The organism is Stenotrophomonas sp. FW305-3-2-15-E-LB1 (assembly GCF_058787375.1).
This window is the reverse complement of sequence record NZ_JBYSZR010000010.1, coordinates 67,787-90,683: the sequence shown is the minus strand read 5'-3', so window position 1 is coordinate 90,683 and position 22,897 is coordinate 67,787. Positions and strand designations below refer to the sequence as shown.

20 protein-coding genes are annotated in these 22,897 nt (G+C 69.1%); 9 read left to right on the top strand and 11 right to left on the bottom strand.

Going from position 1 to position 22,897, the window contains the following annotated elements:
* Nucleotides 1-169 precede the first annotated feature (169 nt).
* From AC3WL7_RS09760 to AC3WL7_RS09735, 6 genes are all read right to left on the bottom strand, one after another.
* Nucleotides 170-1,009, bottom strand: coding sequence for a TrmH family RNA methyltransferase (locus tag AC3WL7_RS09760; RefSeq protein ID WP_079222975.1), 840 nt, complete (start codon nucleotides 1,007-1,009; stop codon nucleotides 170-172).
* Nucleotides 1,010-2,521: an alanine/glycine:cation symporter family protein gene (locus tag AC3WL7_RS09755; protein WP_492750140.1), complete on the bottom strand. Its 1,512-nt coding sequence runs from the start codon at nucleotides 2,519-2,521 to the stop codon at nucleotides 1,010-1,012.
* 158 nt (nucleotides 2,522-2,679) lie between these two features.
* A complete protein-coding gene (locus tag AC3WL7_RS09750) occupies nucleotides 2,680-3,210 on the bottom strand; it encodes a GNAT family N-acetyltransferase (RefSeq protein ID WP_492750139.1) in 531 nt (176 codons plus the stop codon).
* Nucleotides 3,203-6,328, bottom strand: a complete 3,126-nt coding sequence (locus AC3WL7_RS09745; RefSeq protein ID WP_492750138.1) for an efflux RND transporter permease subunit — start codon at nucleotides 6,326-6,328, stop codon at nucleotides 3,203-3,205. The genes AC3WL7_RS09750 and AC3WL7_RS09745 overlap by 8 nt, the downstream gene beginning before the upstream one ends.
* Entirely contained in the window at nucleotides 6,325-7,431 is a 1,107-nt protein-coding gene (locus tag AC3WL7_RS09740) for an efflux RND transporter periplasmic adaptor subunit (protein WP_200734255.1), read from the bottom strand. The genes AC3WL7_RS09745 and AC3WL7_RS09740 overlap by 4 nt, the downstream gene beginning before the upstream one ends.
* 968 nt (nucleotides 7,432-8,399) lie before the next feature.
* Nucleotides 8,400-9,122 carry a response regulator gene (locus AC3WL7_RS09735; RefSeq protein WP_079225332.1) on the bottom strand — a complete coding sequence of 241 codons (723 nt, stop codon included), beginning with the start codon at nucleotides 9,120-9,122 and terminating at the stop codon, nucleotides 8,400-8,402.
* A 128-nt stretch (nucleotides 9,123-9,250) separates the two neighbouring features.
* Here AC3WL7_RS09735 and rlmD point away from each other — a divergent pair, with 128 nt between their 5' ends.
* Complete coding sequence (gene rlmD / locus AC3WL7_RS09730) at nucleotides 9,251-10,585, top strand: 23S rRNA (uracil(1939)-C(5))-methyltransferase RlmD (protein WP_492750137.1); 1,335 nt, start codon at nucleotides 9,251-9,253, stop codon at nucleotides 10,583-10,585.
* 1 nt (nucleotide 10,586) lies between these two features.
* On the opposite strand, the gene AC3WL7_RS09725 is transcribed toward rlmD, so the two are convergent.
* Nucleotides 10,587-11,180, bottom strand: coding sequence for a hypothetical protein (locus AC3WL7_RS09725; protein ID WP_492750136.1), 594 nt, complete (start codon nucleotides 11,178-11,180; stop codon nucleotides 10,587-10,589).
* Nucleotides 11,181-11,272: 92 nt separating this feature from the next.
* Here AC3WL7_RS09725 and AC3WL7_RS09720 point away from each other — a divergent pair, with 92 nt between their 5' ends.
* From AC3WL7_RS09720 to AC3WL7_RS09685, 8 genes are all read left to right on the top strand, one after another.
* Complete coding sequence (locus AC3WL7_RS09720) at nucleotides 11,273-11,758, top strand: CYTH domain-containing protein (protein ID WP_492750135.1); 486 nt, start codon at nucleotides 11,273-11,275, stop codon at nucleotides 11,756-11,758.
* Nucleotides 11,759-11,798: 40 nt separating this feature from the next.
* Nucleotides 11,799-12,491: a DsbA family oxidoreductase gene (locus tag AC3WL7_RS09715; protein ID WP_492750134.1), complete on the top strand. Its 693-nt coding sequence runs from the start codon at nucleotides 11,799-11,801 to the stop codon at nucleotides 12,489-12,491.
* A gap of 129 nt (nucleotides 12,492-12,620) precedes the next feature.
* Entirely contained in the window at nucleotides 12,621-13,628 is a 1,008-nt protein-coding gene (gene nagZ / locus AC3WL7_RS09710) for a beta-N-acetylhexosaminidase (RefSeq protein ID WP_079222741.1), read from the top strand.
* Nucleotides 13,628-14,182, top strand: a complete 555-nt coding sequence (locus AC3WL7_RS09705; RefSeq protein ID WP_079222740.1) for a hypoxanthine-guanine phosphoribosyltransferase — start codon at nucleotides 13,628-13,630, stop codon at nucleotides 14,180-14,182. The genes nagZ and AC3WL7_RS09705 overlap by 1 nt, the downstream gene beginning before the upstream one ends.
* A 91-nt stretch (nucleotides 14,183-14,273) precedes the next feature.
* Nucleotides 14,274-15,020 (top strand): S-methyl-5'-thioinosine phosphorylase, encoded by a 747-nt coding sequence (locus AC3WL7_RS09700; RefSeq protein WP_492750133.1) that lies wholly within the window; start codon nucleotides 14,274-14,276, stop codon nucleotides 15,018-15,020.
* 87 nt (nucleotides 15,021-15,107) lie between these two features.
* Nucleotides 15,108-15,314: a cold-shock protein gene (locus AC3WL7_RS09695; protein WP_005410590.1), complete on the top strand. Its 207-nt coding sequence runs from the start codon at nucleotides 15,108-15,110 to the stop codon at nucleotides 15,312-15,314.
* Nucleotides 15,315-15,396: 82 nt separating this feature from the next.
* Nucleotides 15,397-16,665, top strand: coding sequence for an FAD-dependent oxidoreductase (locus AC3WL7_RS09690; RefSeq protein WP_492750129.1), 1,269 nt, complete (start codon nucleotides 15,397-15,399; stop codon nucleotides 16,663-16,665).
* 177 nt (nucleotides 16,666-16,842) lie between these two features.
* The gene (locus AC3WL7_RS09685) at nucleotides 16,843-17,112 is read left to right on the top strand and encodes a hypothetical protein (protein WP_200733903.1); all 270 of its coding nucleotides are present in this window, start codon (nucleotides 16,843-16,845) and stop codon (nucleotides 17,110-17,112) included.
* 27 nt (nucleotides 17,113-17,139) lie between these two features.
* Here the strand turns inward: AC3WL7_RS09685 and pdeM are convergent, their stop codons facing one another.
* The 4 genes from pdeM to AC3WL7_RS09665 are packed head-to-tail and all read right to left on the bottom strand — an operon-like array spanning nucleotide 17,140 to nucleotide 22,829.
* Nucleotides 17,140-17,781 (bottom strand): ligase-associated DNA damage response endonuclease PdeM, encoded by a 642-nt coding sequence (gene pdeM / locus AC3WL7_RS09680; RefSeq protein ID WP_492750128.1) that lies wholly within the window; start codon nucleotides 17,779-17,781, stop codon nucleotides 17,140-17,142.
* Nucleotides 17,771-20,230, bottom strand: a complete 2,460-nt coding sequence (locus tag AC3WL7_RS09675; protein ID WP_492750126.1) for a ligase-associated DNA damage response DEXH box helicase — start codon at nucleotides 20,228-20,230, stop codon at nucleotides 17,771-17,773. The genes pdeM and AC3WL7_RS09675 overlap by 11 nt, the downstream gene beginning before the upstream one ends.
* Nucleotides 20,227-21,834 (bottom strand): ATP-dependent DNA ligase, encoded by a 1,608-nt coding sequence (locus AC3WL7_RS09670; RefSeq protein ID WP_492750125.1) that lies wholly within the window; start codon nucleotides 21,832-21,834, stop codon nucleotides 20,227-20,229. The genes AC3WL7_RS09675 and AC3WL7_RS09670 overlap by 4 nt, the downstream gene beginning before the upstream one ends.
* Nucleotides 21,831-22,829, bottom strand: coding sequence for a ligase-associated DNA damage response exonuclease (locus AC3WL7_RS09665; RefSeq protein WP_079222733.1), 999 nt, complete (start codon nucleotides 22,827-22,829; stop codon nucleotides 21,831-21,833). The genes AC3WL7_RS09670 and AC3WL7_RS09665 overlap by 4 nt, the downstream gene beginning before the upstream one ends.
* Between the last annotated feature and the right edge of the window lie 68 nt (nucleotides 22,830-22,897).

Below are 22,897 nucleotides of genomic sequence, written 5' to 3'. Positions count from 1 at the left end.
CTCCGGGGACAACGAGGGATGGAGCTCCACCCTGCGTCGCCGGCGATGGCCGACCTATGAGGAAAGTTTCAAATTTCCAGCGCGCTTTCAGCGCTGTAAAGCATGCCTGGCAATCGACGGGGGCCAGAGTCCTCGCCTGCGGCGAGGGCTCTGCCCCCTATCCGGCCACTCAGCCGTGACGGCTGGACCACTGCGCCAGCAGCACCGCCGTCGCCGAGGCGACGTTGAGGCTTTCCACCGCGCCGCTGCCGGGGATGGAGACCTGCTGGTCGCACTGGCTGGCCAGCGCGCGATCCATGCCCTCGCCCTCGGCACCCATCACGTACACCAGGCGCGCGGGCAACTCGGCACGGAACACGTCCTGGCCACCCTCGACCAGGGTCGCAGCCAGGCCGAAGCCCGCCGCACGCAGCGCCGCCATGGCATCTGCGTCACCGGGCAGCTGCACCAGCGGCAGGGCCTCGGCGCCACCTTCGGCCACGCGCGCGGCGGCACCGGACAGCGCCAGCGTGCTGCCGGCCGGCAGCAGCAGCGCCTTGGCGCCGAAGTGCGCGGCCGAGCGCAGGATCGCGCCCAGGTTGTGCGGGTTGCCCACGCCATCCAGCCACAGCGCCAGCGCGGGGCCATCGCCTACCTGCTGCAGCCACTGCGCCAGCGGCAGTACCGGCGCGCGCACCACGTCAGCCACCACGCCCTCATGGTGGGTGGTGCCGGCCAGCTTGTTCAGGTCGCCGTCTTCCACCACGCGGTACCCCACGCGGTTGGCCACGCACCACTTCAGCAGCGGCTGCAGGCGCGGAATGCGCGCCTCCAGCAGGTACAGCTTGCGCAGCGCCTGTGGGCGCGCTTCGAAGGCGGCCAGCACGGCGTTCAGGCCGAACAGGCGCAGCTCATCGTTGCCGCCACGGCCGCCACCGCCACCACCCGTGGCCGGCACCTCCGGACGCGGCAACGGCGTTGCGCGCGGCGGACGGGCGGACGGGCGGCGGTTGTTCCAGGGGTTGTTCACTTACACATTCTCCTGCTTGCGCTGGCGCCAGAAGTCGGCGTTCTTGATGCCCAGGGCATCCGGGTCGAACGTCGGATCCAGGCCCAGCTTCTTCTGTCGTTCGTAGTCACGCAGGGCCAGCATGGCCGGCTTCTGCACGATGAGGATGGCGATGATGTTCAGCCAGGCCATCAGGCCCACGCCGATGTCACCCAGCGCCCAGGCCAGGGTCGCATTATGGAATGCGCCGAACACGACCATGGCGATGATGCCCAGGCGCAGCACCAGCACGGTCAGCGGGCGCTTCTTGTTGTGGTTGACGTAAGTCAGGTTGGTTTCGGCCATGTAGTAATAGGCCATGATGGTGGTGAAGGCGAAGAAGAAGATGGCGATCGAGACGAACGCCGCGCCCCAGCCCGGCAGCACCGCTTCCACGCCGGCCTGCGCGTAGCCGGCGCCTTCCGGAATACCTGCCAGGCCCTGGAAGATCGGCGGCGCGTCGGCGCCCGCAGGCGAGTACACGTTGTAGGTGCCGCTGGCCAGGATCAGGAACGCGGTGGCGGTGCACACCATCATGGTGTCGAAGTAGATGGCGAAGGCCTGCACGTAGCCCTGCTTGGCCGGGTGCGAAACCTCGGAGGCCGCGGCGGCGTGCGGGCCCGAGCCCTGGCCGGCTTCATTGGCGTAGATGCCGCGCTTGATGCCCCACTCCACCGCCAGGCCCATCATCGCGCCGAACGCCGCGTGGGTGCCGAAGGCGCTGTCGAAGATGATGCCGAACATTTCCGGCACGCGGTCGTAGTTGATGACCATGATGACGATGGCCATCAGGATGAAGGCGGCCGCCATGAACGGGACCACCACTTCGGCGAAGTTGGCGATGCGCTTGACGCCACCGAAGATGACCACGCCCAGCAGCAGCGCCACGGCGATGCCGATGCCCAGCTTCAGCGCTTCGACCGAGCTCATGCCCAGCATCTGGCCATCCAGCGGACCGCACACGGCGGTGCCACGGCAGGCGTTGATGACGCTGTCAGCGATGGCGTTGGCCTGCACGCCTGGCATCAGGAAACCGGCGGCGATGATCGTGGCGATGGCGAAGGCCAGCGCATACCACTTCAGGCCCATGGCCTTTTCGATGTAGTACGCCGGGCCACCGCGGTAGCGGCCCTCGGCATCCTTGGTCTTGTAGATCTGTGCCAGGGTGCATTCCACGTACGAGGTGGACGCGCCGAGGAAGCCCATCACCCACATCCAGAAGATGGCGCCCGGGCCGCCGAAGGCGATGGCGGTGGCCACGCCGGCGATGTTGCCGATGCCCATGCGGCCGGCCATCGACATGGCCAGGGCCTGGAAGGAGGACACGCCGGCCTCGGACTTCTCGCCCTGCACGGTCAGGCGGCACATCTCGAAGAAACCGCGGATCTGCATGAAGCGGGTGCGCAGGCTGAAATACAGGCCGGCGCCCAGGCACACCACGATGAGGGCCTTGCTCCAGATGATGCTGTTGATGAAATGTACGGTTGCTTCCACGCGCGCTCTCTCCAGTCGGCGGGTTGTAAGGACGTCCCGTCGGCTGGAAGGGACCGGACCGATTCTCCCTGATCGAAGGTCGCTGCGATAGCGCTGTTTTTTAGAGCCGAGCCCATGCTCGGCTTGGGCCCCGACGGCAGCCGAGCATGGGCTCGGCTCTACAGGTCCCTGCGTACCCGGGCGAAGCGCCGCAGGTCGTGCAGGACGCCGCGCTTGTAGACGGCGCAGCGGGCCGTGCCCTCTTCGGCAAAGCCATTTGCCAGCAGCACGCGGGCCGAGCCCTCGTTGAAATCCAACACCTCGGCCTGCAGCCTGAACAGGCGCAGCTCGTCCATCACCCACGGCGCGAACAGGCCCACCACCCGGGTCATCACGCCCTGCCCCCACAATGCCCGGCCCAGCCAGTACCCCAGTTCAGCGGTATGTCCGCGCTCGGCCGTGCCGGGTTGTGCGCCGACGCTGCCGCAGGCCAGGCCGTCGATCTCGATGGCCAGGTTGAGGGTGCCGGGGCCAAGCACGCGGCCGGCCAGGAAGGCCTCGCCGTCCGCACGCGTGTAGGGGCTCGGGAAGCGGTCGCGCAGGCCGCGCGAGACCTCCGGATCGTCGGCATGGCGCAGCAGCGACGCCAGGTCGTCGCTGCGCCAGGGGCGCAGGCAGAAGCCTTCGCCCTGCAGCCGAGGGTCAGGCATGACCGCCCACCGAAGGCGACTCGGCTTCCTGCTTCTCCAGTTCGCGCTTCACCGCTTCGGGCGAACGCGTATACGGGGCCAGGCGCGCGTAGAACGCCGGCACCACGAACAGCGACAGGAACGTGGACAGGGTGACGCCGAAAATGATCACGATGCCGATGGTGCCACGGCTGGCCGAACCCGGGCCGCCAGCCACCACCAGCGGGATGGCGCCGACCACGGTGGCGATCGAGGTCATCAGGATCGGGCGCAGGCGGACAACGGCCGATTCGATGATGGCCGCGCGCACGGTACGCCCGTCATCGCGCAGCTGGTTGGCGAACTCGACGATCAGGATGCCGTTCTTCGCCGCCAGGCCCACCAGCATCACGATGCCGATCTGGCTGAACAGGTTCACCGTACCGCCACTGACCCATAGCCCGACCAGCGCGCCGAGCACGCCCAGCGGCACGGTCAGCATGATGGTGAGCGGGTGGATGAAGCTCTCGAACTGCGCGGCCAGCACCAGGTACACCACCAGCAGGGCCATGGCGAAGGTCAGCAGCACCGCGCCACCGGCGCTCTGGTATTCGCGCGACTCGCCCTTCCAGTTGACCTGCGCGTACTGCGGCAGCTCCTCGCGGGTGACCTGCTGTGCCCAGGCGATGGCCTCGCCCAGCGGGTAGCCGGGGGCCAGGCCGGCGCTGATGGTGATCGAGCGCAGGCGGTTGAAGCGGTTCAGGGTGCCGGCCTCGGCCACTTCGCTGAGGGTGACCAGGTTGGACAGCGGTACCAGTTCGCCGGAGTTGGCACGCACGCGGATGGCGGCGAGGTCGGCCGGGCTGGCGCGGCCATCACGACCGGCCTGCACCAGCACGTCGTACTCCTCGCCGTTGTCGACGAAGGTGGTGACGCGGCGCGAGCCCATCATGGTTTCCAGTGCCGAACCGATCGCGGTGACCGGCACGCCGAGGTCGGCCGCACGCTGGCGGTCGATGTTCACCCGCATCTGCGGACGGGTTTCCTTGTAGTCCGAATCGGGGCCGACCAGGCCCGGGTTGTCGGCCATGCGCAGCAGGATGCGGTCGCGCCACTGCGCGATCTCGGCATATTCCGGGCCACCCAGCACGATCTGGAACGGCTGGCCGCCACTGCGCACCAGGCCACCACCGACCTGGGTACGCACGCGCACGCCACGCAGGGTGTCCAGCTCCTTCTGCAGCTCGTTGGCCACGTCCACGGTGTTTTCGGTGCGCTGGCGCCACGGCTGCAGGAACACGCTGACGCGGCCGGTGTGCATTTCCTCGCTGGCACCGAAGCCGCCGGGCACGCGCGGGTTGGCGCGGGCGATGGTCTTGTCGGCGCCCACGTGCGGCGCCAGCAGTGCTTCGACCTGCTGCACCTGCTGCACGGTGTAGTCATAGCCGGCGCCTTCCGGGCCGTCGATCATGATCTGGAAGGAGCCACGGTCTTCGGCCGGGGCCAGCTCGGACGGCAGGATCTTCAGCAGGCCCCAGCTGGCAGCCAGTGCCAGCGCCATCACCACCAGGTAGATCCACAGGCGATCGACGTGGTGGTCAAGCACGCGGCCGTAACCCGACGCCAGGCGCTCCAGGTTGCGGTTGATGACGCCATACAGGCCGCGCGGCGCGTGCCCGCTGTGCGGCTTGAGCAGCTTGGAGGCCATCATCGGCGTCAGCGTCAGCGCGACGAACGCCGACAGAGCCACTGCGGCGGCCAGCGCCACCGCCAGCTCGCGGAACAGGCGGCCGGTATTGCCTTCCAGGAAGCCGACCGGCAGGAACACCGCCACCAGCACCGCGGTGGTGGCGATGACCGCGAAGGCCACCTGGGTGGTGCCCCGCTTGGAGGCGACCAGCGGCGGTTCGCCGAGGTCGATGCGGCGCTGCACGTTCTCCACCACCACGATCGCATCGTCCACCACCAGGCCGATGCACAGCACCAGCGCCAGCAGGGTCAGCAGGTTGATCGAGAAGCCGAAGGCGTACAGCGCGATGAAGGCCGCGACCAGGCACACCGGCACGGTCACCGCGGGAATCAGCGCGGCGCGGAAGCTGCCCAGGAACAGCCAGATGACCGCCAGCACCAGCAGCATCGCTTCGATCAGGGTCGCGTAGACGCGATCGACGGCCGCCTCGATGAAGGTGGTGTTGTCGAAGGTGACCACGATCTGCGTGCCTTCGGGCAGCGTCGCGGCAACTTTCTCAGCTTCCGCGCGCGCGGCGCGGGCCACGTCCAGCGAGTTGGCCGTGGAGGTCTTGACGATGCCCAGGCCGACGCCGGGTTCACCGTTGCTGCGGAAGTACGCGCGGCGTTCGGCCGAGGCCAGTTCGATCTTGGCAACATCGCCCATGCGCACCACGTAACCATCGCTGCCCTTGCCCAGCGGGATGGTGGCGAAATCCTCGGGCTTCACGTAGTTGCGCTCGACGCGCAGGGTGAAGTCGCGGTCGGTCGACTCGATGCGGCCGGCCGGCAGCTCCACGTTCTCGTTGCGCAGCGCGGTTTCCACATCGCCGGTGGTCAGGCCGCGGGCGGCCAGCTGGTCGCGGTCCAGCCAGATGCGCATGGCATAGCGCTGGCGGCCACCGATGCGGACCTGGGCCACGCCATCCAGGCTGGAGAAGCGGTCGACCACGTAGCGGTCGGCGTAGTCGCTCAGTTCAAGCGTGTCCATCGTGGTGGAGGACATGTTGAACCAGATGATCGGGTCGGCATCACTCTCGACCTTGGCGATTTCCGGCGGGCGCGCCTCTTCAGGCATGCGGTCGGCCACGCGGCTGACCGCATCGCGCACATCGTTGGCGGCCGCTTCGATATCGCGGTTGGAGGTGAATTCGATGCTGACCTGCGAGCGGCCATTGCTGCTGCGCGCGTTGATCGTATCGATGCCTTCGATGCCGGCCAGCGCATCTTCCAGCACCTGGGTCACGCGGCTTTCGATGACCGCCGCCGAAGCACCGGTGTAATCCACCGACACCGAGACGATGGGCGGATCGATGGCCGGCAGCTCGCGCAGGGTCAGGCGGGTGAAAGACATGATGCCCAGCACCACCAGCAGCAGGCTCATCACCACGGCAAACACCGGCCGCTGGATGGAAATATCCGACAGCTTCATCCGCCGTTGCCCTCGGCCGGTGCTGCGGCCGGCGTCTTGGCCGGTGCGGTGCCGCTGGCCGGCGCGGCATCGGTCGCCGCCACCTTCAGGCCGGCGCGCAGCTTGCCGGTGCCATCGACGACGATGCGCTCGCCGCCCTGCAGGCCCTGGCGGATCTCGACCACGCCGGCACGACGCGCACCCGTGATCACGTCAATGCGCTCGACGGTGTCGTCGGCCTTGATGCGGTACATGAAGGTATCGCGGCCGACCTGCACCACGGCGATTTCCGGCACCACCAGCGCCGGGCGCTCGGGGCGGAACAGGCGCACGTCCAGCAGCATGCCCGGACGCAGCGCATGATCGGCGTTGGCGAAGTCGGCGCGCACGGTCACCGCGCGGGTGGCCGGATCGACGCGCGCATCGATGGTGGTCACTTCGCCTTCGAAGGTACGGCCCGGCCAGGCGACGCTGGTCGCACTGACCTTGTCGCCGTTGGACAGCGCGGCCATTTCCACTTCCGGCACCTGGAAATCGACGTGCATGCGTTCGATGTCATCCAGGGTGGCGATGACGGTGGTCGGGGTCAGCAGCGTGCCCGGGCTGACCTGGCGGATGCCGAGTACGCCGGCGAACGGCGCACGCACGCGGCGGTCGCCGATGTCCGCCTGCATCTGCGCCACGCGTGCTTCGGCGGCGTCGCGGATCGACTTCTGGGTATCGAGGGTGGCGCTGGAGACCAGGCGCTGGGTCGCCAGTTCGCGCTGCCGCTTGTAGAGCTGGTCGGCTTCATGGAAGGTCGCCTGCGCCTGCACCAGCGCCGCCTCCTGGGCCTGCCCGCGCAGGGTCACGATGGGCGCACCGGCGGCGACCTGCTGGCCGCTTTCGAAGTGCACGCGGTCGACGATCTCGCTGACCTTGGCGGTAACGCTGATGGATTCACGCGCCTTGGCCGTCCCCAGCGCCTGCAGCGTGTCGTTCCACTGCGAGGGCTGCACGACCTGGGCGGTGACCGGCACCGCTTCGCCCTGCCGACGCGCGGCGGCCTCCTGTTTGCCTGCGCACCCGGCCAGGACGGCCAGGCTGAGGCCAAGGGCCAGGGTCGAAGTGATACGAGCCAACATGAAAGGTCCTGGTTGATGCACGGCCGCCGAGTGTAGGCAAGGGGCTGCGAAAGCGATATGTGCCAAGCGTTTACTGGCGTGGAACAGGCCCTGCGGTGGCGCCGTGAACCCGTTCCATGCAAGGCTCGCCGGGGCAGTGTCGGCGTATGTCGGGATGTATCCAACCGCACTTTGTCGTGCGTTGTCATCGTACAGTCGAGGCTGCTTGGCAGAGGGCGCCAGGCGGGGGTCGGCCCTGGCGGGGTCCGGCCCTGTTTTTTTTGTCCCGGCAGGGCTTGCAGCCCTGCACCTGCTCAATGCAACGGCAACGTCAAAAGCCTGCATTCCGTGGGTTGGCGGGGTGGGTCCGGTTGAGGGGGACGCCGTAAATACGTCCCTGTAGGCTCGGTCGCCGCATCCATGCGGCTCACGCCCCTCAACCGGACCCACCCCGCCTTCGACAGTTTTCCGCGATCTGTCGGAACTTGCTGCTGATGGTGGGTGCCGACCGTTGGTCGGCACTGGGTCGGAGTCGACACAGTAGAGCCACGCCATGCGTGGATGAGTTCATTCGATGTCTGACAGATTTCATCCACGCATGGCGTGGATCTACCAGCCGGGCTCCGACCCAATTCTAAATATCGATATCTGACAGATGTGTCGACCAAGGTCGACACCTACCAACAGCCGCGCATGCCCAGTAGAGCCACGCCATGCGTGGATGAATTCATTCGATATCTGACAGATGTGCCGACCAACGGTCGGCACCCACCAACAGCCACCGGCCAACTGTCAGAGGTGGGGCGGTGTGGGTGGGCAGGACCGTTGGCGCCATGGATGGCGCCATCGAGCCCCCAGGGACGGGTTTACGGCGTGTCCTGACCACCCACACCGCCCCGCCATCCCACGGAATGCAGGCTCTTGACGTTAGGTTGCCGGCCAGCGGCCGGCACTACCGCAGGTGCAGGGCGCAGCCCTGCCGAACACCCTCAGTGCAGGAGGGCTGCCACCGCTGCCCGGAACCCGGCCTGAGCCGGCCCCGACTCCGGCGCGTGATGCAGCTGCCGCACCGCACGCGCCAACCGCGCCGCACCCACAAACCCACAGCTGGCCTGCAGCCGATGCAACTGGTTGCGCAGGCTCGACGCGTCGTGCTGGTCCACCGCCTGCTCCACCGCATCGCGCACCCCCGGCAGTTCCGCCAGGAACAGCTCGCGCAGGGCGATCAGGTGATTGCGCTGGCCATTCAGCGCAGCCAGGGCGGCCGTCTCGTCCCAGTCCTCGACCACCAGCTCGATCGCTGCCGGCGGCGGGGTCGCGCCCGCGGGGCTGTTGACCAGTGCGCGACGCACCGCCTTCAGCAGCTGGTCGCGGCCCAGCGGCTTGACCAGGGTGTCGCTGAAGCCGGCCTCGCGCAGGCGCGCGTGGATGCTCACATCGCCATCGGCGGTATGGGCCAAGGCAGGCGTGTCCGGATGCGAGCGGCGCAGTTCATGCAGCAGCTGCGCGCCATTGCCGTCGGGCAGGTTGACGTCGATCAGCCACAGGTCATGCGCACCGGGTTCGGCGCGCGCCAATGCACTTGCAAGTGAGTCAGCGGTGTCCACATCCGCTGGTAACGTTTCCAACGCCGCCTTGAAAAAACCGCGGCTGATGATGTCATCCTCGACAAGCAGGAAGCGTGGCCGACTGGCCCGCGGGGTCATCTGCATCAGGGCTGCCTCCATGTCAGCTGCGTCCATCATCAATCACGGGAGCGGCGGGCGCAAGCGGCCATCGGGCCCCCGCGTCCCGGATCTGCGACAATACGCACCCATTTTTGCCCGCAGCCTGTTGCCACGTGGCCCGATCCCGCTCCCGCATCGACCGTACTCCGTTCCAGACCGAGATCCTCGACCTCAGCCATGATGGTCGTGGCGTCGCCCGCCGTGAAGGCGAGGGCGGCAAGGTCACCTTCGTCAGTGGCGCCCTGCCGGGCGAAGTGGTGATGGCTGAACAGACCGCCCGCAGCCGTCATTTCGACGAGGCGCGCACCGTCGAGGTGCTGCAGCCCTCGCCGCAGCGGGTGACCCCCAAGTGCCCGCATTTCGGCACCTGCGCCGGCTGCGTGCTGCAGCATCTGGACGAAGACCAGCAGATCGTCGCCAAGCAGCGCGTGCTGATGGACAACCTCGAGCGCATCGGCCACGTGAAGCCGGGCGCCGTGCTGCCGCCGCTGGTCGGCGAAAGCTGGGGCTACCGCCGCAAGGGCCGGTTCTCGGTGCGCCGCGTGGAGAAGAAGGACAAGACCCTCGTCGGCTTCCGCGAGCAGGATCCGCGCTTCGTGGCCGATCTCAGCCAGTGCCTGACCGTGATCCCGGAGATCGGCACCAAGGTCGAGGCGCTGTCGACCTTCATCGAGTCGCTGGATGGCAAACGCGACATCCCGCAGATCGAGTTCATCGCTGGCGACCAGGCCGTGGTCCTGACCGTACGCCACCTGCAGCCGCTCAGCGAGGCCGACCGTGCGGCCTGGGCCGCCTTCGGCCAGCAGCATGGTTTCGTGATCTACCTGCAGTCCGGCGGCGTGGACACCGTGCAGCCGCTGGACGGGCAGGGCGTGCCGCTGTCGTTCCGGCTGGCGCCGTGGGACGTCGAGCTGGCGTTCCGCCCGCTGGACTTCATCCAGGTCAACGCCAAGCTCAACGAGAAGATGATCGCCCACGCCCTGGACCTGCTGGAGCCGGGCGAGGACGAGCGCGTACTGGACCTGTTCTGCGGCCTGGGCAACTTCACCCTGCCGCTGGCCCGCCGCGTGCGCGAAGTGGTGGGCGTGGAAGGCGATGCCGGCCTGGTCGCGCGCGCCCGTGAAAATGCGGAGCGCAATGGCCTGGCCAACGCTCAGTTCTTCAGCGCCGACCTGACCCAGGACCAGCGCAGCACCGCGTGGATGCGCCAGGGCTTCGACAAGCTGCTGCTGGACCCGCCGCGTTCGGGCGCCATCGAAGTGCTGCAGCAGCTGCCGCTGAAGCAGTTCAAGCGCATCGTCTATGTCAGCTGCCACCCGGGCTCGCTGGCCCGCGATGCCGGCTATCTGGTCAACGAACAGGGGTTCACCCTGGTCAGCGCCGGCGCCATGGACATGTTCCCGCACACCGCGCATGTGGAAAGCATCGCGGTGTTCGAGAAGCGCTGAGTCACCCGGCCGGCAGCGGGTCCAGGCGCCACTGGTCGCCGATCCGCTGCAGGCCCAGCGTCATCTGCCCATCATGGCCACTGTCGAAGGCCAGCAGCAGGTCGCACTGCAGCTGGCCGCTGGCCTGGGCCAGGTCGCAGCCGTCCACGCCGGCCAGGCGCATGCCATCGAAATCGGCGCGCAGCGCTTCGCGTTCCGAGGCATCGGCACCGGTCGCGATCGCTTCCTCAATGCGGGCCTGCAGTTGCGGGGCCAGTTCTGCCAGCGGCGGCTGCGGTGCCTGCAGGCGCGTTGACTGCAGCCGCCAGCCATCGCCCTGCGGCGCCAGCCGCATCATCCGATGGCGCTGGTCCATGCCACGCTCGTAGCCCACGCTGCAGTCGACGGCGCCGTCCCCGGCCGGGACGCACCAGGGCAGCGCGTTCAAGCGCGGTGCGAACATCGCGGCGGCGATCTGGCTGCCCGTGCTCCTGCCCTGCAGTCCGGCTTCCATCTCCGAAGCCAATGCGGCCTGCACCTGCTGCAGGTCGGGCGCGGGGGCGGCCAGGGCCAGCGCGGGTGGGCAGCACAACAGCAGCAGCAACAGACGGCGCATCGACCGGCATCCATGCAGGAGGGAGTGCCATTGTAGGTGGCCGCACCGCGGCCGGTACCGGCCTGGTCACAGGCATCGCGCATAATGGCCGCATGGGCATTGAAATCGAACGCAAATTCCTCGTCACCCACGACGGTTGGCGTGCCGCCGCGCACCGGGTGATCCCGATGGCGCAGGGCTACATCAACGACATGGGCTCGCTTGACCGCGGCACCCAGAACGCCTCGGTGCGGGTGCGCATCGAAGGCGACCACGCCGCGCTGAACCTGAAGTCGCGCACGATCGGCCACACCCGCCAGGAGTTCGATTATCCGATTCCGGTGGAGGATGCGCGGGCGCTGCTGGCGCTGTGCGTGGGCGGGCTGGTCGACAAGCGCCGCCACCTGGTCGAGCACGCTGGCCTGACCTGGGAAGTGGACGAGTTCCTCGGCGACAACGCCGGGCTGGTGGTGGCCGAAGTCGAGCTGGACAGCGCCGACCAGGCCATCGACCTGCCGGACTGGGCCGGTACCGAAGTGACCGACGACACCCGCTACTACAACGTCGCCTTGGCCAGTCACCCCTATTCACAGTGGTGAAGCCCCTTTTTTCGTCCGCAGCGGTCCCCATGTCACCTGCATGAAGATCGATATCTACTCCGACGTGGTCTGCCCCTGGTGCTGGATCGGCAAGCATCGATTCGAGCAGGGTGTGCAGTTGCTAGGCGCCGATGCGCCTGAAATCGACATCCAGTGGCAGCCGTTCCAGCTGGATCCGGATGCCGGGGACACCCCGGTGCCGCTGCGCCAGGCCTACGCCGCCAAGTTCGGCGGTGCCGAGCGCACCGAGCAGATCCTGGGCCAGACCCAGACCACCGCACGCGCCGAAGGCCTGCCAATGGACTTCAGCCAGGGCCAGGTGCGGGTGACCACGCTGCCGGCGCATCGGGTGCTGTGGCTGGCCGGCGAACAGGGCGTGCAGGACGCGGTGGGCGAGGCCCTGTTCCGCGCGCACTTCGAACATGGCCAGAACCTGGCCGACACCGCTGTGCTGGTGAAGGCCGGCGTGGCAGGCGGCCTCGACGGCGCCGAAATCGCCCAGATGCTGGCCTCCGACCGTGGCCTGGCCGAGGTCGAGGCCAAGCTGGCCCAGGCGCACGCACTGGGCATTTCCTCGGTGCCGACCTTCGTCATCGACGGCCGCTGGGCCATTTCCGGTGCACAGCCGCCCGAAGCGTTCGCCAACGCGCTGCGCCAGATCGCTGCCGAGCAGAGTGCGCCCGCCGCCGCGGCCGGTGACGAAGCCTGCGGCCCGGACGGCTGCAAGGTCTAAGCCCCCAGGGGTCAGATCCCCGCAGGGGCTCTGACTCATGCTGCGTTCCCGTCTGAACACTGCGCCTGCCGGCTGGTTCTGCGACAATGCGGCACTGCGCCATGCGGGCGCCCGTAGTGGAGATCGACCATGCTGCTGATCGGCGTTGCCGGCACTGAACTGACCGCCCAGGAACGCGAGTGGCTGCAGCACGATGCCGTGGCCGGGGTCGTGCTGTTCAAGCGCAACTTCGCCTCGCGCCAGCAGGTGACCGATCTCAGCGCGGCCATCCGCGCGGCCGCCCCGCGCCCGCAGCTGATCTGCGTGGACCAGGAAGGCGGCCGCGTACAGCGCTTCCGCGAGGGTTACAGCGACCTGCCGCCGCTGCAGGACATCGGCGCGCAGTACGCCAGCGACCCGCAGCAGGCGCTGGCCCTGGCCGAACAGCACGGCTGGCTGATGGCCAGCGAAGTGCGCGCCAGCGGCCTGGACCTCAGTTTCGCCCCGGTGGTCGACCTCGGCCGTGGCAACCGTGCCATCGGCAACCGCGCCTTCAGCGAAGACCCGCAGGTGGTGGCCGCGTTCACCGCGGCCTACGTGCGTGGCATGCACGCGGCCGGCATGGGCGCCACCCTCAAGCATTTCCCCGGCCACGGCACCGTGCTGGAAGACACCCACGTCGATACCGCCATCGACCCGCGCGGGCTGGATGAGCTGCGCGCGCAGGACCTGGTCCCGTTCAGTGCCGGCATTGCCGCCGGGGCCGACGCGGTGATGATGGCGCACGTGATCTACCCGCAGGTGGCAGCGGAACCGGCCGGCTATTCGCCGCGCTGGATCCAGGACATCCTGCGCGGCGAGCTCGGCTTCCGTGGCGTGGTGTTCTCCGACGACATCGGCATGGCCGCTTCGCACAGCGCCGGTGGCGTGCCGGCGCGCGTGCACGCGCACCTGGATGCCGGCTGCGACGTGGTGCTGGTCTGCCACCCCGAGCTGGTCGACGAAGCCCTGCAGGCCGTGCAGGGGCGTTCACTCAATACCGCCGCGCTGCTGGGCCTGCTGGGCCGCGGCGCGCTTGGCTGGGATGGCCTGCTGGCCGATGCCCGCCATGGCGACACCCAATCCCGTTTGCTCCACACCCTTGGAAGAACCGTCTGATGCCGAACCTCACCATTTCCCAGGCCCTGGCCCAGGCCGACCTGCTGGTCGACCGTCCCACCATCGACAAGGCCATCGCCAGCATCGCCGACGCGATCGCACGCGACTACGAGGGCGAGGTCCCGCTGTTCCTGTCCATCATGCACGGTGCGCTGCCGTTCGCCGGCCAGCTTGCGCTGGAACTGGGCGCGCGCGGCCAGGACGTGCAGTTCGATTACCTGCATGCCACCCGTTACCGCGGTGAAACCACCGGCGGCGACCTGGTCTGGAAGCACAAGCCGGCCACCGCACTGTTCGGCCGCCGCGTGCTGCTGGTCGATGACATCCTCGACGAGGGCTACACCCTGCAGGGCGTGCGCACCTGGTGCCTGGAACAGGGCGCCACCGACGTGCGCATCGCCGCGATGACGGTGAAGAAGCACGACCGTGGCCTGCCGGACGTCACCGCTGACTACGCGGGCATCGAACTGCCGGACCGTTATGTCTTCGGCTTCGGCATGGACGTCAACGAAACCCTGCGCTGCGTGCCGGCCATCTACGCGATGAAGGAATAAGGGCTGGCCGCTCGCGGCCTGTCCTTGTCCTGTCCTGTCCCGCGCCGGCATCTTCGGGTGCCGGCGTTTGTCTTTTCCTGGAGTGCATTGCATGCAACAGATCGCCCTGGCCGTGATTGGCGGCACCGGTGTCTACAACCTGGCCAAGCTCGACGACGTGCAGACGCACGAGGTCGAAACCCGTTTCGGCCGCCCGTCCGGCCCGGTGCGCGTGGGCACGCTGCTGGGCAACCGCGTGGCCTTCCTGGCGCGCCATGGCGAGGGCCATTCGCTGCCGCCGCACAAGATCAACTACCGCGCCAACCTGGCCGCGCTGCAGCAGATCGGTGCGCAGCGGGTGCTGGCGCTGAACACGGTCGGCGGCATCGGTGACGATTTCGGCCCGCGCGTGCTGGCCTGCCCGGACCAGATCATCGACTACACCTGGGGCCGGATCAGCACCCTCTGCGAGGAAGAGGGCACCGACGTGGTGCACGTGGACTTCGGCCACCCCTACACGCCGATGCTGCGCAGCAAGATCCTGGCGGCGGCGAAGGTGACCGGCGTGAAGGTGCACGACGGCGGCTGCTATGGCGCCACCCAGGGCCCGCGGCTGGAAACCATCGCCGAAATCGCCCGCATGCGCCGCGACGGCTGCGACCTGGTGGGCATGACCGGCATGCCGGAAGCCGCGCTGGCACGGGAGCTGGGGCTGGATTACGCCTGCCTGGCGATCGTGGCGAACTGGGCCGCAGGCTGTGGCGACGGCGAGGAGATCACCATGGCCGAAGTGCTGGCCAACGTGCAGGCCGCCAGCAACGGACTTCCGGAACTGGTCGGCGAATTGGCGCGGGGGTGATTGTCATCCTCGGGCAAGCTTTGCATACTCAGCCGGTACGCGGGTTCAGCGTACACCACCCATTCATTGCAAAGGTCTCGCATTAACATGCCGAACGGTACCGTCAAGTGGTTCAACGACGCCAAGGGATTTGGCTTCATCTCGCCGGAGGATGGCAGCGCCGACGTGTTCGCGCACTTCTCCGCCATCAACTCCAAGGGCTTCCGCAGCCTGCAGGAAGGCCAGCGTGTCACCTATGACGTGACCCAGGGCCCGAAGGGTGCGCAGGCTTCGAACATCACGCCGGCCGAGTGATCCACTCGACAGTGCGTTGAAAACCCCGCTACGGCGGGGTTTTTTTTTGCGCACGGCATCGGCTGGCGGGCACAATGCGGGCATGACGGAACGACTGCGCATCGCCGTGATCGGCTACGGCACCGCCGGCCAGGCATTGGCCATCCTGCTCACCCGTGATGGCCACGAGGTGGAGATCTTCGAACGGGTGCCGACGCCCGGCCCGGTGGGGGCCGGCTTCCTGCTGCAACCCAGCGGGCTGCAGGTGCTGTGGCAGATGGGCCTGCTGGACGAGGTGCGCGCGCATGCGGCACCGGTGCACCGGCTGTATGGCGATACGCCGTGCGAGCGCGCGGTGATGGACATGGGCTATGCCGGGCTGGATGCGCGCCTGCATGGCCTGGGCATGCAGCGCGGGGCGCTGTTCGCGCTGCTGGACCAGGCCCGCGCCGGCGAAGGCCAGCTGCATGTCGGCACCACCATTGTTTCGGTGGATGCCGTGCAGGGGCGGCTGCGTGACAGCGAGGGGCGCCAGCACGGGCCGTTCGACCTGGTGGTGGCCGCCGATGGTGCTGCGTCCACGCTGCGCGGCGGCGTCGAGGAAGGCATCGGCCTGGACCGGGTCTACCCGTGGGGCGCGCTGTGGTGCCTGTTGCCCGCAGAAGACTGGCCGCATGCGAACGAGCTTCGCCAGCGCTACGTGGCCGCGCGCAAAATGATCGGCCTGCTGCCGGTTGGCACCCGCCCGGGTGACGGCACGCCGCGCCTGAGTTTCTTCTGGAGCCTGCCGCGTGCTGACTTCGAGCGCTGGCAGGCCGATGGCATGGCCCCATGGCTGGAGGAACTGCATGCGCTGTGGCCGCAGGCCAGTGCGCGCTTCGCCCACCTGCAGGAGGCGGGCCAGCTGGCGCGCGCGGTCTACCGCGATGCGGTGATGAAGCGCTGGCACCAGGACCGGCTGGTGCTGGCCGGCGATGCAGCGCATGCCATGAGCCCGCAGCTGGGGCAGGGCGTGAACATGGCGCTGCTGGATGCGCTGGCCCTGCGCGATGCGCTGCGCACGCACGGTGGCGGCGCATTCGCGCTGCAGGCCTACCAGGCGCAGCGCCGCGCGCACGTGGCGGTCTACCAGCGCTGGAGCCGCTGGCTGACGCCGTTGTTCCAGTCCGAGCGCGATGTATGGGCCAAGGCGCGCGATGTGCTGCTCGGGCCGATGGGGCGCATGCCCGGCGGCCGTGGCCACATGCTGCGCGTGCTCAGCGGCACCCAGCACGGCTGGTTCGGTGCGATGGCGCTGGATCCGGCCTTCATCGAGGCACTTTCACAGGCGCCGGCGAGCCCGCCGGTGGGCGCGATTCCGCTGCGTGCGTGAACCGCGCCGTCACGACAATTAACGAACACCTCACCCCGGATATGCGAGAAGAGGGGAGCACGCCATTGGCGCGTCGCCCGTTTTCCTTTCCGTGATCGAACATCGCGCGTGGCCGGGCGGCACCGCCGTCGCGGCCTGTTGCGGCCCGGATGCGCCGCAGTATTCGAGGAGGATGCCATGTTGTTCGCGGTCGATGAGCTGGAATCGGAAATCTGCAAGCTGAGGGGCCTGCTGCAGATGCTGCACGAGGACCAGCCCGACGTCCTGGAAGATGTGTTCGAGTTCCATGTGGGCAGCCTGATCAGCCATTCGGCACCGGCGCACCACGCGCGCATCCGTACCTGCGCGCGGGAAATGCTGGTCGCCATCCAGGCCTTGCCACGCCGCAGCACCGAGCGCAGCGCCGATTTCCGGGTGATGCCGGAACTGCTCGCGCGACCGGCCTGACCGGAGCGCCGTTGCACCCGCCCGTCCTCAACGCACGGGCAGCGGGACCAGTTGGTCTTCCACGCAGGCGATCCACTGTTCGCCGCGTCGTCGCGCTGGCACCACGCCAGCGGTGAATGCCGAGAACGCCGGCAGCACCGTCTGTGCCTGCCGCAGCCAGAAGGCAGGAAAGCGCCGCCGCAGCGCGGGCAGGGCCACCTGTGGATGCACGTGGCCGGCAATCACGTGGGCCTGCGCATCCAGCCGCGGCTCGTGACAGAGCAGGAACGGTCCCAGCCGCAGGTCATCGTGGATCTGCACCTGCAGCGCCGCGTGTGGCAGTTGGCGGTCATGGTTGCCGCGCACTACGTGTACGTCCAGCGCGGCGTGCTGCTCGCGCCAGCCCAGCCATTGCCGATGCCATGCCGCGCGGTGCGCCGGCCCGTGCAGGATGTCGCCGAGGATCCACAGTTCGCGGCACGCCTGCTGCTGTACCAGCGCCTGCAGGCGCTGCAGGTCGTCTTCGGTGCCGCCGCTGGGCAGGGCAATGCCGGCGCGCCGGAACACGTCGGCCTTGCCCAGGTGCAGGTCGGCGATCAGCAACGCCTGCCGTGCCGGCCACCACAACGCGCGCGGGCCGAGCAGGCACATCGGCTCACCGCCCAGCTGCACCGGCAGTTCAGCGGCCATGGCGGCGTTCCAGCTGCTGTGCCGCGCGCTGCACGCGCGTGCGCCAGTCCTCGTTGCTGAACTGCCCGCGCAGGCGCTCGGCCCACAGCGGGAAGCCCAGCGGCGTCAGCGTGGGCGGCCGCTGCAGTGACACCGCCTGCGTGGCGATGCGCTGCAACGCCTGCTGCAGGCCGGGCAGGTCGAGTGCATCGGTGAGGACTTCCTGTTCGGCCTGGGCCAGCAGCAGGTGGCCGGGGTCATGTTCGCGCAGCACGTCGTAGAGCAGGCCCGCCGAGGCCTGCAGCTGGCGCAGTGAACGCGGCACGCCGCCGGGCAGGCTCGGCACCAGCAGGCCGGCCACGCGCGCGATGCCGCGGAACTGCCGTCGTGCCAGCTCGCCCAGGTTGACTGCTGCGCGCAGATCGTCGAGCAGGTCGGCCGGATCGAACAGCGCCTGCCATGCCGCTGCATCGAGGTCGATGGTCTCCGCCGGTGCCAGCACCAGGCCATGGTCGTTGACGGCATAGCCGATGCTGTTGCGTTGCCGGCGCGTGCAGCGCAGCGACAGCAACGCCGCCAGCGCCTCGTGCACGTGGCGACCGGCGAAGGGATAAACGAACAGGAACTGGCCTTCGCGACGGCGCACATCTTCCAGCAGCAGCCGCGACGGCGCGGGTCGTTCCGACAGGTCATCCTGCAGGCCAAACAGCGGCGCCAGCCAGCGCGCCTCGGCGCTGTTGTCGGCACCGGACAACACTGCCTCCAGCTCGCGCCCCAGCGCCATCGACAGTGGCAGCTGGCCACCCTGCCAGCGCGGCACCACGCCACTGCCGCTGCCACGCGCCAGGCGCACGTACGCGGTCATGTCGCGCAGCTGAACCAGCTCCAGCAGGCGGCCGGCAAACTGGAAGCGGTCGCCGCGGCGCAGGCGGCTGGCGAACTGCTCTTCCACCGCGCCGAGCCCGCCGCCACGCAGGAACTGCACGCGCACACTGCCATCGCTGCTGATGATGCCGATCGACAGGCGGTGGCGCAGCGCCTGGCGGCGATCATGCATGCGGTACCGGCCATCGTCGTCCAGCACCACCTTGCGGTACTCGGGGTACTGCGCGAGGGCGCGCCCGCCCTGCACGATGAACTCGAGCACGGCCTGCCACTGCGTGTCCTGCAGCGCGGCGAAGGCATCCGTGCGGCGCACCTGCGCGAGCAGGGCATCGGCCTGGAAGCCGCCCGCCAGTGCGCGGCTGACCGCGTGCTGGGCCAGCACATCCAGCGACAGCCTGGGCGGCGTGCGCGGTTCGGTGATGCCCTCGCGCAGCGCCCGGCGCACGGCTGCGTATTCGGCCAGCTCCAGCGCGTGGGTGGGCACGCACAGCACGCTGCCACTCGCGCCGGGCCGATGCCGTGCGCGTCCTGCGCGCTGGCGCAGGCGGGCCACGCCCTTGGGGCTGCCCAGCTGCAGCACCTGGTCCACTTCGGGGAAATCCACGCCCAGGTCCAGGCTGGACGTGGCCACCACGCAGCGCAGGGTGCCGGCACGCAGGCCGTCTTCCACCTGCTGGCGCAGGGTGGGATCGAGCGAGCCGTGGTGCAGGGCCAGCGTCTGCGCATCTTCCGGCCAGACCGCGGCAAGTGCCTGGTGCCACAGTTCGGCCTGCGCGCGGGTGTTGGTGAACAGCAGGCTGCTGCGCGCGCTCATCAGCGCATCGAGCACGCGCGACAACTGGCCCAGGCCGAGGTGCCCGGCCCACGGGAAGCGTTCGCCGCTGGAAGGCAGCAGGCTGCTGATCGCCACCGGTCGCTGCCGTGCACCTTCCACCTGCACCGCGTCGGGCATCCCCGGCAGCAGCACATCGCGCGCCTGCTGCAGGTTGCCCAGCGTTGCCGACAGGCCCCACAGCTGCAGTGCCGGCGCGGTCTCGCGCAGCAGCGCGAGGTTCAACTGCAGCAGCACGCCGCGCTTGTTGCCCATCAGCTCGTGCCACTCGTCCACCACCACGCAGCGCAGCTGGCGCATGCGTTCCAGGGTGTCGGGGTAACTGAGCAGCAGGGCCAGCGATTCGGGCGTGGTGACCAGCACGTCGATGCGGCCTTCGCGGGCGAGGCGGCGGTCGCGGCTGCTGGCATCGCCACTGCGCAGGCCGACCTTCCAGCCCAGCCCGAGGCCCTCGATGGGCGCCTGCAGGGCGCGGGCGGTGTCGCTGGCCAGCGCCCGCAGCGGCGTCACCCACAGCACCTGCAGCGGGCGCACGGCGTTTGCCCGCGGCGGCGCAGGCGGCGGATCGATCATGGCCTGCAGCAGCGGGCCACCGAACATCGCCAGGGTCTTGCCGCTGCCGGTGGGGGTGTGCAGCAGGCCCGAGCTGCCCGCCAGGTAATGGCGCCACATCGCGCGCTGGAACGGCAGCGGCTTCCAGCCACGGTGTTCGAACCAGGCCTGCAGCCGCTGCAGCGCGTCACCACGCTTCATCGCGCCAGTGCCTGCAGGGTCGCCAGCTGGTCGGCTTCGCTGGCCGGCTTGTCGTGGCGCCAGCGCAGGATGCGCGGGAAGCGCACGGCAATGCCGGACTTGTGCCGCGTGCTGCGGTTGACCGCCTCGAAGCCAAGCTCGAACACCTGCTCGCCGCGCACGCTGCGCACCGGGCCGAAGCGTTCGCGGGTATTGGCGCGGATCCAGCGGTCCAGCGCCAGGATCTCCTTGTCGTCCAGCCCGGAGTAAGCCTTGGCCACCGGCACCAGGGTGTCGCCGTCCCAGACGCCGAAGGTGTAATCGGTATACAGCGTGCTGCGCCGCCCGTGGCCGGCCTGCGCGTACAGCAGCACGGCATCGATGGTCAGCGGTTCGACCTTCCACTTCCACCAGTCGCCGCGGCGGCGCCCGGCCTGGTAGATCGAATCCCGGCGCTTGAGCATCAGCCCTTCGACACCGCGTTCGCGCGATGCTTCGCGCAGCTGCGCGGCGTGCGTCCAGCCGTCGGCGTGCACGTCGGGCGACAGCTGGATGCGTGCATCGCCGAGTGCACCGATCAGTTCGGCCAACTGTGCGCGCCGCTGCCGCAGCGGCTGTTCGCGCAGATCCTGGCCATCGCGTTCCAGCAGGTCGTAGGCGAGCACGCGCACCGGCGTGTTGCGCAGCGTTGCCGCACCGGGCTTGCGCCGCTGGATGCGCGTCTGCAGCGCGGTGAATGCGCGCGGCGCATCGTCGGCCTCATCCCACGCCAGCAATTCGCCATCGATCACGCAGCCATCGGGGAGCGCCGCTGCAGCCTGTTCGATCTCGGGGAAGCGCCCATCCAGCCGCTCCTCGCCGCGCGACCACAGCGCCACTTCGCCCTGGCGGCGCAGCAGTTGCAGGCGGATGCCATCCCACTTCCATTCCAGCAGCCAGTCCTCGATCGCGCCCAGGCGTTCGCCCGGTTCGCCTTCCAGCGGTGACGCCAGGAAGAACGGATAGGGCTGCTGGCGGTCCCGCGGCAACGCCTCCGGCGACAGCAGCTGCGCCAGCAGGCCGGGCGAGGGCACCCACTCACCGAGCATGCGCTGGGCGATGCGGGCGATGTCCAGCCCCGACCATTCGGCCAGGGCCTGCTGCACCAGCCGCTGCGATACGCCCACGCGCAGCGCGCCGGTCAGCAGCTTGTTGAACACCAGGCGCTCGCGGGCGGGCAGCTGCCGCCAGCCGGCCACCACGGCGGCGCGACGCACCTCCTCGGGCTGGTTGGCCACGGCCAGCAGATGCTGTTCGATCCAGTCGGCCAGCGGGCGGTCGGGGGCGCGCTGCGCGGGATCATCCAGCAGCAGGGTCAGTGTTTCGGCGAGGTCGCCCACCTGCGCGTAGCTGTCCTCCACCAGCCATGGCGGCAGCCCCGATTCCCCGCTCACCCACGCGCGCAGTTCGCCACTGGCGGCGATCTTCCTGCGTGCGCCACCGACCTTGCCGCCGCTGAGCAGGTACAGCGCCCAGGCCGCATCGTGCGCGTTGGCGTGGGCGAAGTAGTCGACCAGCGCCGCACGCTTGTCCAGCGTGGCCGTGCTGCGGTCCAGCCGCTGGTAGAGCGCGGCGAAGGCCTTCATTCCTCGCTCCCGAAATCGGTACGGAAGGCCTCGGCGGCCACGCCGCGTTCGCGCAGGAAGGGAATCAGCGCATCGGTGTTGCCATGGGTGGCGATCACCCGGGTCGCGCCGGTCTGTTCAATGGTCTGCAGCAGGGCGGGCCAGTCGGCGTGGTCGGACACCACGAAACCGCGATCGACGTTGCGCCGCCGGCGGTTGCCGCGCAGCTGCATCCAGCCTGAGGCGAAACCGAGCTGGTGGCGGCCGAACCGGCGCAGCCAGGGCGTGCCGGCGGCCGACGGCGGGGCGATGATCAGTTTGCCGGCCGCATCCGGCTGGCGGCCCTGCTCGGCCACCGTCAGCGTTTCCAGCATGGGGATGCCCGCCTCGCGGTACACCGCCACGCCATTGGCAACCGCACCATGCAGCCAGGCGGGCGTGTCATCCAGCGCGAGCAGTTCGCCCAGCACCCGCTGCGCCTTGCCCAGCGAATAGCAGAGCAGCACGGCGGCTTCCCCGCGTTGCCCGCATTCGCGGCGCCACGCCACGATCTCGGCGGCCACCTCGGTGGTATCGGGCCAGCGGTAGATCGGCAGGGCGAAGGTCGCTTCGGTGATGAACGTATCGCAGGGCACCACCTCGAACGGCGCACAGGTGGGGTCGGGCTGGCGCTTGTAGTCACCCGATGCGACCCAGACCTGGCGGCCATCGTCGATGCGTACCTGCGAAGAACCCAGCACGTGGCCGGCCGGATGCAGCGAGACCTGCACCTGGCCCAGGGTGAACGGCTGGCCTTCAGCGTGCACCTGCAGCGGCACGTCGCCCAGCCGCCAGCGCAGGATCGGCGCACTGCCCGGGCTGCAGTGGTACTCGCCCATGCCGGGCCGCGCGTGGTCGCCATGGCCGTGGGTGATGACCGCGCGCGGCACCGGCCGCCACGGGTCGATGTGGAAATCGCCCGCGGCGCAGTAAAGCCCTTCGGGGCGAAGCACCACCAGATCGTCGTTGACTGCCATGCCTGCACTGTCGCGCGATGCTCGTGCACGGGGCGAGAACCGGCCTGAACGCGGGGTTGCCGGGCGAT